This window comes from Variovorax sp. GW823-FHT04B03 (assembly GCF_058796495.1).
Genome location: NZ_JBXAIT010000004.1, coordinates 574079 through 587490 on the forward strand (window position 1 = coordinate 574079; position 13412 = coordinate 587490).

Annotated in this window: 10 protein-coding genes; 7 read left to right on the forward strand and 3 right to left on the reverse strand. The window is 61.3% G+C overall.

Annotation, left to right across the window (positions count from 1 at the left end):
• Positions 1–3 precede the first annotated feature (3 nt).
• Complete coding sequence (locus tag AC1RAD_RS19960; protein ID WP_159270757.1) at positions 4–927, forward strand: LysR family transcriptional regulator; 924 nt, start codon at positions 4–6, stop codon at positions 925–927.
• A 902-nt stretch (positions 928–1829) separates the two neighbouring features.
• On the opposite strand, the gene AC1RAD_RS19965 is transcribed toward AC1RAD_RS19960, so the two are convergent.
• Positions 1830–2102, reverse strand: a complete 273-nt coding sequence (locus AC1RAD_RS19965; protein WP_492699147.1) for a hypothetical protein — start codon at positions 2100–2102, stop codon at positions 1830–1832.
• Positions 2103–2320: 218 nt separating this feature from the next.
• On the opposite strand from AC1RAD_RS19965, the gene AC1RAD_RS19970 reads away from it, so the two are divergent.
• Positions 2321–4060, forward strand: a complete 1740-nt coding sequence (locus AC1RAD_RS19970) for an MORN repeat-containing protein (RefSeq protein WP_492699145.1) — start codon at positions 2321–2323, stop codon at positions 4058–4060.
• A 429-nt stretch (positions 4061–4489) separates the two neighbouring features.
• On the opposite strand, the gene AC1RAD_RS19975 is transcribed toward AC1RAD_RS19970, so the two are convergent.
• On the reverse strand, positions 4490–5479 hold the full coding sequence (locus AC1RAD_RS19975; RefSeq protein ID WP_159275339.1) for a Bug family tripartite tricarboxylate transporter substrate binding protein: 990 nt from the start codon (positions 5477–5479) through the stop codon (positions 4490–4492).
• Between the two features lie 148 nt (positions 5480–5627).
• Between AC1RAD_RS19975 and AC1RAD_RS19980 the strand changes: the two genes are divergently transcribed.
• The 5 genes from AC1RAD_RS19980 to AC1RAD_RS20000 are packed head-to-tail and all read left to right on the forward strand — an operon-like array spanning position 5628 to position 9709.
• Positions 5628–6185 carry a VOC family protein gene (locus AC1RAD_RS19980; protein WP_159275338.1) on the forward strand — a complete coding sequence of 186 codons (558 nt, stop codon included), beginning with the start codon at positions 5628–5630 and terminating at the stop codon, positions 6183–6185.
• A complete protein-coding gene (mhpA, locus tag AC1RAD_RS19985; RefSeq protein ID WP_492699143.1) occupies positions 6178–7677 on the forward strand; it encodes a bifunctional 3-(3-hydroxy-phenyl)propionate/3-hydroxycinnamic acid hydroxylase MhpA in 1500 nt (499 codons plus the stop codon). The genes AC1RAD_RS19980 and mhpA overlap by 8 nt, the downstream gene beginning before the upstream one ends.
• 21 nt (positions 7678–7698) lie before the next feature.
• Positions 7699–8451: an IclR family transcriptional regulator gene (locus tag AC1RAD_RS19990; RefSeq protein WP_235944342.1), complete on the forward strand. Its 753-nt coding sequence runs from the start codon at positions 7699–7701 to the stop codon at positions 8449–8451.
• A gap of 31 nt (positions 8452–8482) precedes the next feature.
• The gene (locus AC1RAD_RS19995) at positions 8483–9331 is read left to right on the forward strand and encodes a fumarylacetoacetate hydrolase family protein (RefSeq protein WP_159275336.1); all 849 of its coding nucleotides are present in this window, start codon (positions 8483–8485) and stop codon (positions 9329–9331) included.
• 3 nt (positions 9332–9334) lie between these two features.
• Positions 9335–9709 carry a nuclear transport factor 2 family protein gene (locus tag AC1RAD_RS20000; protein WP_159275335.1) on the forward strand — a complete coding sequence of 125 codons (375 nt, stop codon included), beginning with the start codon at positions 9335–9337 and terminating at the stop codon, positions 9707–9709.
• Between the two features lie 368 nt (positions 9710–10077).
• On the opposite strand, the gene AC1RAD_RS20005 is transcribed toward AC1RAD_RS20000, so the two are convergent.
• On the reverse strand, positions 10078–13041 hold the full coding sequence (locus tag AC1RAD_RS20005; RefSeq protein ID WP_492699139.1) for an NACHT domain-containing protein: 2964 nt from the start codon (positions 13039–13041) through the stop codon (positions 10078–10080).
• Between the last annotated feature and the right edge of the window lie 371 nt (positions 13042–13412).

Below are 13412 nucleotides of genomic sequence, written 5' to 3' on the forward strand. Positions count from 1 at the left end.
GCCATGGAAACACTCGCCAATCTCGAATCCTTCGTTCGCAGCGCCGAGTCGGGCAGCTTCTCCGAGGCGGCGCGCCGGCTGGGTCTGACGCCCGCAGCCGTGAGCCGCAACGTGGCGAGGCTTGAGGCCAACCTCGGCGTGCGGCTGTTTCAGCGCAGCACACGACGCCTCACCCTCACCGAGGCGGGCGAGCGCTTCTTGCAGTCGGTGTCGGGCGGACTGGAGGACATTCAGACCGCCATTGCGGGCGTCTCGACCGAGGCCGGGCAGCCGGCCGGCGTCCTCAAGGTGAGCATGGCGCCAGGCTTCGGCGTGGACTATGTGGTGCCGCTGCTGCCGGCATTCATGCAGCGCCACCCGGCCGTGCGCCCCGACTGGCATTTCGACAACCGGCACGTGGACCTGATCGCGGAGGGCTACGACGCGGCCATTGGCGGCGGTACCGAACTCACGCCCGGCGTCGTGGCGCGTGAATTGGCACGTGCGCACATTGTCGCGGTGGCATCGCCAACCTACATGGCGGGGCGCAAGGCACCACGCGAGCCGGCCGACCTAGCGACGCTCGACGGCATCGTGATGCGCTCGGTACACAGCGGCCGGCTGCGCGACCGCATGATGCGGGACAGTGCCGGCGCACAGGCTCCTGTCGAGCTGCAACCGCGTATCGTGCTCAGTGACCCAGACGCGTTGTGTCGGGCAGCGCTGCTCGGCCTGGGCGTCGCATTGGTTGCGATGCCGCATGCGCTGCCACATCTCGAAAGCGGCGCGCTGCTGCGCGTGCTGCCACGCTGGTATGCCGACGGCGGGCCCATCTCGCTCTACTTCGCTGGCGGGCGGCTGCTACCGGCCAAGACTCGGGCCTTCGTCGACTTCGTGGTCGAGGCCTTCGAGCGGGAAAGGTTGGCGGAGCGCTTCTCGGCAGTCTGAAAACGTCGTGAGCTGGGGAGGCGGCATCCTTGGCTCACGATCGCAGATTCGGTGCCCGCACTGATCGACTCGCAGCTGCTCGCCAGAACCAGCCAGCACTCAACCGCCAATAACGGGGCATTTAAGAGGGCTAGCTTTTGGCGCACAGACGGGGCTGCCCCACGCCGCCGACGGATACTTGCGCAGCTTACGGCAACAACAGCCCCAGAGCACCCAACGGACCGTCATCGTCGTCTGGCCTGCATCGACCTCTGTAGCTTGCGTGGCATGGCCGTCTAGACCTTCATGTAGATTTGTTCCTCACGCCTGCGCTCCTCAATCGCTTTGCCGCATTGGGCCATCGCATAGAGGCTTAGACCCCAGCCTTCGATCATCCCTGTCGTCTGAGGATTTCGCGTTGGGGACTGTACTTTTTCCTCACGGTGATCATAGGCAGGGAGCGTTGTTGCGACTCGGCTCGGCACTGTAGACCGAGGGCTGGTCGATGTGAAATTGCACATGAGCAGAAAGCGAGAAGTAGCATCCGCCCATGTGGAAGCCTGCCAACCTCATCGTGATCGCCGGCCGCACCCTGACCGATCAGGAGGCGTGGTGGCACGAATTTAAGAAAGAGCTGCACGACCAGTGCAACGGCAAGCTCGACGGTGACTGGCTCACCATGGTGTGCCGCGTTGTCTACTCCATCGCCTTCAACGATGACCCGCGCCACATCGCGAGACTGGCGCATGCTGTCTTTAGGCTCCAGAGGCCAAAACTCGGCGGTGCGGCGCACAGAATACATATGCGCCGGCCACGGTCAAATCAGTGCAGGGGCGCTTCTCGGCCTCGGCGATAGAGGTCGCTTCGCATCGGCGCTGCTTGTCATTCAACACTGACCTCGTGAACGAAGTCCAGAGCGATCGCTAAACGCCGCTTGCCACCCTATCCATGTGCGGCGGAAATGTCCAAATCACCGCCCCTAGGCTCAGAATCGTTTCGACGTTGGACTCGTAGCAGCTACTGCTCGGGTTCAGTTCACCGATCATCTGCAAGACTTGCGAAACGGCATCGTCCGGCAGTTTGGCCAGGTCCAGGTCAGTCAACTCGGAGAGACGCAGCGCCACATCCGTGCGGGTCATCTCTGCACCCGATGCGGTCGGAGGAAACAGCCGGCGGCTTCGCACATCGTCGAACATTAGTAATTTGCATTACTCTTGTCAACAATTAGCTCCTTGGACTTCGTCTAGCTCCCCATCTGAACCGCCTCCCGAGGCGCCCTTGCCCGCCTTCGTGCGGGCTTTTTCTTGACCCGAGCACTGTGGTCACCGGGTTCCGTGGGCTCCCACAAATGCGGTATTTGGTCTACAAATTGCACGACTAGACTTTTGGCCGTCCGGATCGAGGAGACGCCCCAATGATGAAGACAACCGCGCTGGGCCTTGCCTTCTGGGCAAGCGTTCTGGCCATCCCCCTAAGCGCCCACGCACAGCCCCTGCCTGAGTTGAAGTGCGAGGAGTTGAAGGAAGAGACCGTTGCGCCCATTGCGGCGCTCTGCAAAGCGCATATTGGCTGCGGCTATGTCCTGAACAGCCATCGCCGCTGCGCCGATGCCAAAGGTTATCTGGAGCGCTTGCAGCCGCTTATCGGCGAGGGAACGAAAACGCTTTTTGGCATCCGCAAGGAGGTCACGCCGGACGCAGTGTTCACCGCCGTTTTGGGAGGCGAGGCCTACGCGAACGCGCGCGACTTGGAGGAGCGCTCCCCAGAAGCCAGAGAAACGATCCGAAAAATCGGCGACGTGGTTCGCGCGGTCGGAGCAGGCGAGGTGTTGACCGGCCGGTGGAAAACCAACGTCCAGTGGGTCTATTACGGACAGGTACGCGACGGCAAAAGCCAAGGCGTTGGCACGTTGATCTCGGAGTATGGCTCGATCGAGCGCGGAACATTCGGCGATAACGGCCTGAAGGGCGACGGAGACGCACCAAGGAAGACGACGCCCAACCCGATGACCGGGAGAAAGTCCATCGACGGGCCTGCCCGCACGGTCGGAAGATTTATCGATGGACACTTTTTTCGGGGGCAAATCCTCAGTATCAGCGGCGACGAGTTGTACCTGCTCGATGGAGCTTGGTCTTACGACAACGGCAAACAAACTTTCACCGGAATCAAGACTTATGCCGACGGCCGGCGCTTTGAAGGACGTATCGTCAGCAGTCTGCATGACGCGGGGCGGTTGTTGCGTGCAGACGGCACATTGGCGGAAGCGGGCAACTACGAAAAAGGCAAGCTATCGGTGGGCAGACAATACGACGGATCAGGCAAGACCGTTATCGCTGAGATTGATCTTCCGGCCGAACGCAAGGCTGCCGAGGCGAAGGCGGAGCAAGACAAGCTGTTGCAGGCACAAGAGCAGGAACGACGTAAGCAGGAGGTTGCCGCACAGGCCGAGCAGCAATTCCGTGCCAGCTTGCAGGCGATGAATGCCGGCCAACTCTTCGCGCGAGCCGACGAACTGAACGTTCAGGGCGACCGCACCCGCGCCCGGGAAGTGCAGCGCGTACTGATGAGCCGCTTCCCCGACCATCCGCTGACGGCCACGACGGCGCGGCAGATAACAGGTGAGTCCGGTGGCAGCACGGCAGCGGGCGGAGGTTCGTCGCCAGCGGGTACGGCAAACGCAGCCGGCCGCCCCGCAGGAACGCGCCTTTCCAGCCAGACCTGCGAAGCCATGAAGCAAACTGTCATGACGACCAGGGTGCCGCCCAATGCATCGGTGACCGCTAGGACGGAAACGGTGATGTTCATGACAAAGACGGTGCTGGACATGATTGCCGGCGGCTGTCCGACGGACGGCACCACACCGGCACAGATCGAGGCGGAGCGACAAGAGCGCCAACGACAGTACGCAGCGGCCGAAAGCGCCTGCAACCAAGTGCAGTCTGGCGGGCGTCGCTGCGTGCCGCAGGCTCATTCATCAGCAGGAGCGGTGAGCAAACCTCCAGTCGCATCAGCAGCAAACAATGCGCGGCAGTCCGCGGTCGGCTATGACCCTGTGACTGGTCGTTGCTTGCCGATTGATTCGTGTGAATGCCAGCAGACCTGTGGCGTGCCCCGCAGTTCTTCAGGCGGCGGGGGTATCCGAACGGCGCGCTGACCAGGCAGGTTTTTAATCTCGCCTCAAAGAGGTGCGCCAACGGTGATCTGCTTTTGGGCCACCTGTCAGCACGCTAGCAGCCCGCTCTAGTGCCGTAAGCGTCGCTTTTTTTTTTGGGGGGGCGCATCCACCTTGCTCACCGGAGATAGCGACGGCTGCCCACCTGTCATCCCCGCGGCGTGCAGCCGTCACCACGACACAGTGGTCGCCCCATCTGAAGCAAGGCCCACTTTCGATCCCTGTCATGCTGGCTCTCCTTTGATCACGAACCGATTGCGATCTTCCGAAGGCAGCCCATCGAGGGCAACTCCAAACAATGATAGGTTGACGGCGCGATGCCTTGGAGCGCTCAGCATCGCGAAGGGCTTGAGAGTGCGTTATCCGCAGGTGCAAAGTTGAGGGTGAGGGTCGATTTGATGCGTGACGCGATCAGTCAAGCTTCACGCCTGCCTCGCGAATCACCTTGCCCCACATGGCGCGGTCCGCGTTGATGAACGCCGTGAACTCGGCCGGCGTGTTGCAGCGCAGTTCGCCGCCGTAGTCGCGCCACTTCTTCGCCAGCTCAGGCGACTGGCAAACCTTGCGCATGGCCGCGCTGAGTTTCTCCAGGACGGCCGGCGGCGTGCCCGCGGGCGCAAGCACGCCTTGCCAGGCGATGGGCGCGTAGTCGGGCAAGCCCTGTTCCGCGAAGGTCGGCACGTTCGGAAAGCTGGGGTGGCGCTCCTTGCCGGTGATGGCCAGCAGCTTGAGCTTGCCCGCCTGCACGTTGCTCGCAGCGGCCGGCAAGCCATCGAACATCAACTGGATCTGGCCCGCCAGCAGGTCGGTGTACGGGCTGTTGCTGTTGTACGGAATGAGGTTGGCCTTCACGCCCGCGACGTTGTTGAACCACACGGCCGACAGGTGCGAATAGCTCCCGATGCCTTGCGTGGCAACCGACGCGAAGTCGGGTCTGGCCTTGAATTGGGCAATGAGCCCGCGCGCGTCGCTGGCCTGCACGCCCGGGTGGGCGATCAGCCCGGTGTTGAGCACGCCCAGCAGGCTGATCGGCGCGAAGTCGCGCTCCGCATTGAACGGCAGCTTGTTGTACAGGTGCGGCACCACCGACAGCGAGCTGGTGGTGCCGATGTACAGCGAGTAGCCGTCCGCAGGCGCCCTGGCCGCCGCCTCGGTGCCGATGATGTTCGAGGCGCCCGGCCGGTTCTCGACGAAGAACGACTGCCCCAGGATCTTGGTGAGCTCGGCCGCGAGTTCCCGGGCGTTGGCGTCGGGGCCGCTGCCTGCCGGGAAGGGGGCAATGATGCGCACCGGCTTGGTGGGGTACTCGGCCTGAGGGGCAGCAGTGGCGGCACAGGCGAAGCCCGCGGCGAGCGCCAGGGCGGCCAACGAATGGACGGCGAGCCTCTTGAGGAAGGTCATGAATTTGTCTCCATCTGCGAATCCGTGCCAATTGCACGAGATCGGATCATACAAAAATCACTTACATTATCAAAATACGATAATATTCTAAACATTCATCCAATCGACGCCCTGCTGATGCCGCCCGTTCTCAAATGGAGACAAATTGATGCAACCTTCCCCAACATCGAATCTGCAGTTCAGCCACATCGGCCTGTACGTCACCGACCTGCCGCGCATGGCGGGCTTCTACAAGCAGGCGCTTCGCTTCACGCAGACGGATGCGGGCGACCTAGGCACGGTGCAGCTGGTGTTCTTGAGCCGCGATCCCACCGAGCACCACCAGCTGGTGCTCGCCACGGGACGGCCCGCGGACATGACCTTCAACGTTGTGAACCAGATTTCCTTCCGGGTACCCGATCTGGCCACGTTGCGCGGCTTTCATGACCGGCTGCTGGCAGAAGGCGCCACCGAAATGCACCCGGTGACCCATGGCAACGCGGTGTCGGTGTATTGCCGCGATCCGGAAGGCAATCGGCTCGAGCTGTTCATGGACACGCCGTGGTACTGCGACCAGCCGCTGCGCGAGAGCATTGACCTGGCGCAGACAGACGAGGCCATCCTTATGCAGGCCGAGGCCATCGCCAAGCGCTTTCCCAAATTCATGAGCCGCGCGCAATGGCAGGCCGACATCGCGTGCCGCATGCAGGAAGACCAGAATGCCTGAGTGCTCGCACGTCTACGACGTGGCCATCGTGGGTTTGGGGCCGACCGGCGCCATGCTCGCCAACCTGCTGGGCGCAGCAGGCCGGTCCGTGCTTGTGCTGGAAAAAGAGGCCGGCATCTTTTCACTGCCGCGTGCCATCCACTTCGACGGCGAGGTGCTTCGCACCTTTCAGGCGGCCGGTCTTCGCGAGCAGGTGCTGGCGATCTCCCGCCCCGGCACGCAGGGCATGCACTTCGTCAACGGCGCGGGCGAGACGATGCTCATCCGCGGCGGCACGGCCGCGCTCGGCCCTCACGGATGCGCCAACAACTACTACTTCCACCAGCCGCAGCTCGAGGCGGTGCTGCGAGATGGCATCGCGCGTTTCGCGCAGGTCGAAGTCAAGCGGCGGCATGAGTTCATCGATATCCGGCAGGACGCCGATGTCGCCACGCTGAGCTATCGCGCGATGGACAGCGGCCAGATGCATTCGGCGCAGGCCCGCTTTGTCGTCGGCTGCGATGGTGCCCGCTCCCCCATCCGCCAGCACATCGGAAGTCCCATGGTCGACCTGGGCTTGCGCCAGCCCTGGCTGGTTTTCGACGTGGTGCTGACGCAGCCGGTGGACCTGCCCGATCACACGGTGCAGCACTGTGATCCGCGCCGGCCCATGACCTACTGCCACGTGGTGGGCGCGCGCCGGCGCTGGGAGATCATGGTGCTGCCCGACGACGACCGCGAGGCGCTCGTCCAGCCAGACCATCTCTGGGGGATGGTGGCGCCTTGGGTGCGCCGCGACCAGGCGACGCTGGAGCGTGCAGCGATCTACACCTTCCACTCGGTGATCGCTGACGGATGGCGCGAGCGTCGCCTGTTCCTCGCCGGCGACGCGTGCCACCAGACGCCGCCCTTTCTCGGACAGGGCATGTGCGCAGGCATCCGCGATGCCTCGAACCTGGCCTGGAAGCTCGATGCGGTGCTTGCCGGCCGCGCGCCGCACACCTTGCTGGACACTTACGAGTCCGAGCGCAAGCCGCACGTGCGCGCGCTGATCGAACTCGCCGTGCGCCTGGGCAGCATCATCCAGACCACCGACTTGCAGCAGGCCGCCGAGCGCGATGCGAAGTTCAAGGCCGGTCAGCCGGAGATCTTCGAGCTGCCGCCGCAGCTGCTCGGCGCAGGCGCTTTCGACGCCGCGGCGGACGGCCCCGCCGGCCGGCCTTTTCCGCAGCCGCGACTCGCGGACGGACGCCTGCTCGATGAACTGCTCGGCCGCCGAAGTGCGGTCATCGGACACAGGAACACGCTCTCGGCGGCCGCGCCGGCGACGGTGCAGCGCTGGCTGCACAGCGATGCCGTGGTGATCGACCGCCCCGATCCACGCCTGGACGCCTGGCTGCAGGCGCATGACGCCAATGCCGTGATACTGCGGCCCGACCGATATATCGTCGGCGTGGCGCGATCAGGGGCTGATCTGGATCGCATTTCGCAATACCTCCCCGTCGCGCCATGAACTATTCATTGGGGAACTGCCGTGTCCGAATCTTCCACGTCGAGCCTGGAACGCATGCTGGGCGTGCTCGACCTCTTCGACGACACCCATCTGACACGCACGGCGGAAGACATCGCCACGACGCTGGACGTTTCGCTGCCCACGAGCTACCGCTACGTGCGCCTGCTGCTGCAGGCGGGCCTGCTGCAGCGCGTGGAGGATTCGCATTACGCCCTGGGGCCGCGCATCATCCTGCTGGACCACTACATCCGCCGCGCCGATCCGGTGCTGAAGGTCGGCTTGCCGATCCTTCGCGAGCTGGTCGCGGCCACGGGCTTCGACTGCGTGGTGACGGGCGTGTTCGGCATGCAGGTGCTCGACACGCACCGCGAGATGGGCGGCATGCCGGCCGAGCTGGCCTACGGGCGGGGCCGCCCGCGGCCGCTGTTCCTCGGTGGTGCGCCGAAGGTGCTGCTGTCCACCTTCGGTCCCGCCCAGCTCAAGAAGGTCTTCGAGTCGCGGCACGAGGAGCTTGTGCGTTGCGGGCTGCCCGCGGAGTGGCCGGAGTTTCGCCGCTACTACGCGGCCATCCGCAAGGCGGGCTACTACGTATCCAACGGCGAGCTGGAGCCGCAGCTGGCGGCCGTGGCCGCACCCATCCCGAAGTCGGATGGCGGCGCCTGGGCTGCCATTTCCCTCGTATTCGATACCTCGCGCCTGGCGATCGTCGACCTTGAAAAGTTGGTCCGACTGATCACCGAGGCCACGACGCGCATCGGAGGTCGGTTGGCCTAGATCCACCCCAACCCTCCCCAAGGAAATTCCCATGAAACTCATCAGCTATCACCACAACGGCCAGGACGGCTACGGTGCCGTAGTGGGCAACCGCGTGGTCGATCTGCGCGCGATCTTTGCCGATCGTGCGCCGGATCTGAAGGCGTTCATCGCCGCGGACCTCGTCTCGCAGGCAGCCGCCAAGGTGGCCGCCGCAACGGCCACACTGTCCCTGGCCGACGTCAGGCTGCTGCCGGTGATTCCCAACCCAGACAAGATCTTCTGCATCGGCCTGAACTACGCCGAGCACATTCGCGAGACCGGCAAGGAGGTGACGGAAAAGCCCGTGATCTTCCTGCGCGTGGCCGACTCGCAGCTGGCCCACGGCGAAGACATCGTGCGCCCGCGCGCCTCCGAACGCCTGGACTACGAAGGCGAGATCGCGATCGTCATCGGCAAGGGCGGCCGCCATATCTCCGAAGCCGATGCCTGGTCGCACATCGCCGGCTACAGCTGCTACAACGACGGCAGCGTGCGCGACTGGCAGCTTCACACCTCGCAGTGGACGCCGGGCAAGAACTTCTGGCGCACTGGCAGCTTCGGCCCCTGGATGGTGACGGCCGACGAGATCGCCGCCGACCAGAAGATGACGCTGGTCACGCGGCTGAATGGCCAGGAGATGCAGCGGGCCACCACCGATATGATGGTGCACAGCATTCCGCGCCAGATCGCCTACATCTCCACGTTCGTCCCGCTTGCGCCCGGTGACGTCATCGTGACCGGCACGCCGGGTGGCGTCGGCAACAAGCGCACGCCGCAGGTCTTCATGAAGCCCGGTGATGTCTGCGAGATCGAGGTGGACGCGATCGGTGTGCTGCGCAACGGCATCTGCGACGAGTGAGCCTTGGACCAGGCCGTGCGGATCCTCCTACTGGAGGAAGAACGACGTGCAGCGATGCTCGCCGGCGACGAGCACGCTTTGCGCAGATTGCTGGCGCCCGATCTGCGCTACGTGCATTCCACCGGCAGCGCCGATTCGCGTGAGAGCCTGATTGCCAGGCTGACCTCGGGACACGTCGTCTACCAGCGCCTTTGCTTCGACCGGCTGGCGGTAACGCACATGCCGGATTGCGCCCTGGTCTCCGGCGAAATGCACGCACAGGTGCACCGAGACGGTGAACTGCGCGACATCACGACTTGCTACCTGGCGGTGTGGCTGCGGCGCGAAGACGCATGGCAACTCGCCGCGTTCCAAGGTACGACCCTGCCAGCACATTGAGCGCGGAAGTCACGCCCCGCATCACCGCTTCATGATTTCGGGGGGCCGTCACGAATAACCTCTTGCCCGGCCTGCTGATGGTCGCCGCGCCTCGCAATGCCGAGGTCAACGCTCGGCCCATGACTGCTTGGGCCTGTCAGCGTTAGTAGACCTTGGACGGCGACCGGCAGGACTCGCGGCAAGGCGGCCTCGCGCTAGAAAGCAACCAATGTCGGCTTCGCAGCGGTTGCTGTCCTTCAATCAAGTAGGCGTCCGAAAGCGGCCGTTGCGTTGAACTTGAGCCGCTAGCGGTGGCCTGCCGACGCGAGTCGGCTCAAGCGAGGGTTAGGCCTCAGCGCGCTGCAAGAGATGGGTATGCGGGTACAGCGCTAGCGGTGCTCTCTCAGAAACTCTGCAACTGATTCAGGCAGTTCATCATGAGCGACAAGACGAGGCAAGTCCTTGCGACCTTTCGACGTGGCGGAAACCAGACTGTTTCCGTCAATCTCAACTAAGTCTGCCCTGACAAGGCAATTCATGAACTCGCGAGCAAACGGTGGGTCTGCTTGGGCGGCACCTCGTTGCGTGAGGCCGCGCAATTGGCTATTTCGTTGCTCAGAGATTCGCTCGCAAATTTTCTGAACAATAGAAAAACGAGGGTGATGTCGCAGCTCGTGGTACGGACTTACATCGTCGGTTTTGGCGCCGTGATACCTAAAAAATCCCACGGCCCCTCGACCAGAAAGAATAATCGGCTCCCCCTCAGAGTTGGCGGCCACAATGTTGGAGTCGTTATCCATCAAAGTGAAGTCGCACTCCTCGACCTCGACCTGATTGAAGTTGCTCTCGAATAGAAGGGTCGATTTCAAGTTAGAAGAAGTCAGTATGCAATCAATGAAAGAGCAGCGATCAAATGTTGCTCCTTCAAAATTGCTTTCCCTCATATCCAGACCACGAAAAATCACTTCCGTCAAGGTGGCTCCATTGCAAATAAATTGGGCGCGCTGTCCAATTTCGACGCTAGTGAACTCGATGTCTTTAAGCGACACATCGCTGAACTCCAGCCTCCCTTCAGGCGCGCGCATCAGTCTGGCCAAGCTCAGTCGAAGACCTTCCGGCCGGGTACGTAGAAGATCGAATGCCGCTGAAAAGTAGGTTCCCAGGTTTTGCTGCGAACGCTTTGTCCATGAGCTTTCCATCGCCTGCAGGTACTTTGTCGCCAACTCTCCTGGCAGTGCTGCCACGAATCCTCGCATGGCGCGTGTAATCGGCAAGGTCAGGTCGATCGGACTACCGGCGTACATCGATCCGACGATTACTTCGGCAACAAGATACTCGCGAAGCGAGTTGTGGGAGAACTGCCAGACGGACGATGAACTTCGTTCAGATCTGGTCAGTGTCGTTGAACTGCGAAGGTCCTGGAAGAGTTCATCTTTTCTAGTTCGCTGCTCCTCGGGGCTAAGGCGCCGAAGTTCTGTTCGAAAGAGATCGTCAATCACTGCGTAAAAGTGTGCTTCAGTCGCTCCCGGTGTAGATTTTGACGATAACTGTATTGCCAATCGCTGCAGTGCTTCCCGTCTCTTTTCGGGTGGCGTAGTCGGTGACCTTTGTAGGTCGCGCAGCATGAGTCGATCAACAATCAGTTTATAGATCTGCCATTCACTTAGAGACGCCGCCTTTTCGTCACCCGTGCCTCCCGACAGATATTCAACAAGCTCAAGGAGATAGGAAATAATTACAGGCTTGCCGCCGAGTGATTGGCGCCGCCCTTCGGTTTCATCGCGGAAGACCTTCTCCAGCAGATCCAAAACCACTTTCTGTCCGGCAGGATTTCCTGCGAGCTTCCTTCGGACCAGCGAATTCGTTTGCTCGGTAGTCAAGTCGCGAAGGTAACGCTCGTTCTTGTTTATAAGGTATCGTTCTAGCAGGGAATCAACGGACTGTTCTTGCGCAAAGAACAGTTTGTCCATTTGCCCGACGAAGTAGCCGCTTTGCTCCAGTGATACGTAAAGTGCATCGAAAACGTGAAGTTCTTCTGCCTCAGTAAAGTAGTTGGGGCGACTAGTAAGAATTCCTTTTGCCCCTTCTCCAGCCAGTTCCGCAAGTGCCGCCAGACAAGCGCGACGCTCTCTGGCATTCAGGAACTGCGCCATCTCGTCGTAGCCATCCAGCAGAAGAATCACTCGACGCTTGCGAATTAAATGCAGCAAAAAATCTACTGGAATGTGGCCCAGCTGGTTTGAGTCGAGAAAGTGATGAAGAAGAGAGCGACTATCAAATTGACGAACAAAGTTGCGCAGTTCAATTCGAACTGTTATTGGGTGGTTTGGAGCACGTTGGTAGCTCAGCAGCCAATCGTGCTGCAGTTTTAGGGTCAGCGCGGTTTTTCCGGTTCCATATTCCCCAAGTACCACGAGCCAATTGGAGGAAGTACCGGAGCCAAGCATCCATTCGCTGAGCCATTCTGGAGCAAGATGTTCGCCTCGATCATCTCGGAAGTATGGTTCCTCATATGAAGCCGCAAGTGCCGAAATTTCCCTATTACCCAAGACCCCGTCAACGTATGCAGAGAATTTTTCGAATTGAGCAAAAATTTCTGAGTAGGTACGAAGAGTGATGCCGGTCTTTCCTGCGCGCTCCCGAACGTCTGGTGTGAAACCAGCTGTCGAAACACTGATGCAGACACAACTCTTGTCCATCTCTCGAACGAGGGAAAATTTGGTTAAGTCTTTGCCGTACTTTGTATTTTCGACGTACTGAACAGTTACTTCTAAATAAATGGTGGACCCAAATCCGCCACCTTTGGGGGTTGCAACAATGTCAACTTCGGCGCCATGAATCTTTTTTGAATACTGGACGTCATAGTTGTTCAGGGCAAAGAGTTCCCCGACCGCCAATGGCAGGGTGGTGGCGGTGAGCTCTGCAGAATTGCCCCCTGCATTTTCGGCTTTGGAGGGCGTGCCGATCTCTGTCTTGGTTGACTTGCGTTCGACGGGCTTCTTTGAGGATGGGGCGGGCTTCGCCTCAGCTGTGCGGGCCCGGGCGGGTGCTGCTGGGGGCAACGCTGGTTCAACCGACGGCGCGCTCACGGGGCCGAGTGGATCCTGATGTGGTCCAGCTGATGGAGCAAGGGTTGGCTTGGATCGACTTGAGACTTCGCTTGGCTCCGGAGCTGGTCTAGACGGCAGGGCGAGAACGACTTTGACGGGTTTAATCGCTGGGGTGGCGTTGCGTCCGCCAGCCCCCTTGCTCTGAATGTCAGCGAGGCGAATGGTCCGCCCAGCGCTTGGGACTCCATTGGACTGCCCGGGGCCGGGCTTGGACAATGAGCTTTTTCGATCTTGATTGGACATCACGCTCCTCATAACGTTGTGCCTTCCCTGGCTGGGCGCAGAACGGCGCCCATGGATGAGCAGATGTTACGGCGAACTGCAATCGGCAAGATCGGACACCTCCCCGGCCCACAGGCAATGCCATTGCTGGATCCCCGAGCAATGGCATAGAAATTTGTGCAGCATAAAGATGCCGACAAATCCTGCGCGCCACAAGCTTCGCCGCCGAAAACCTACGAAAGGGCTATCAAAGAGTTGCCCTCTCATGCCAAGTAAGAGGCAGGGATACTGTCCCCGTCTACGGCACCGCACACTGCGGAGTCAACGGCTCCAGTTAACGACCTGCCTCCGCTGCAGTCCAAGCGGCTGACCGCTCGATCTAAAGGTCTACC

Bases quoted from the DNA above. Each gene is read 5' to 3' on its own strand.
- AC1RAD_RS19960 (WP_159270757.1), top strand. From the start codon at position 4: ATGGAAACACTCGCCAATCTCGAATCCTTCGTTCGCAGCGCCGAGTCG.
- AC1RAD_RS19965 (WP_492699147.1), bottom strand. From the start codon at position 2,102: ATGTTCGACGATGTGCGAAGCCGCCGGCTGTTTCCTCCGACCGCATCG.
- AC1RAD_RS19970 (WP_492699145.1), top strand. From the start codon at position 2,321: ATGATGAAGACAACCGCGCTGGGCCTTGCCTTCTGGGCAAGCGTTCTG.
- AC1RAD_RS19975 (WP_159275339.1), bottom strand. From the start codon at position 5,479: ATGACCTTCCTCAAGAGGCTCGCCGTCCATTCGTTGGCCGCCCTGGCG.
- AC1RAD_RS19980 (WP_159275338.1), top strand. From the start codon at position 5,628: ATGCAACCTTCCCCAACATCGAATCTGCAGTTCAGCCACATCGGCCTG.
- mhpA (WP_492699143.1), top strand. From the start codon at position 6,178: ATGCCTGAGTGCTCGCACGTCTACGACGTGGCCATCGTGGGTTTGGGG.
- AC1RAD_RS19995 (WP_159275336.1), top strand. From the start codon at position 8,483: ATGAAACTCATCAGCTATCACCACAACGGCCAGGACGGCTACGGTGCC.
- AC1RAD_RS20005 (WP_492699139.1), bottom strand. From the start codon at position 13,041: ATGTCCAATCAAGATCGAAAAAGCTCATTGTCCAAGCCCGGCCCCGGG.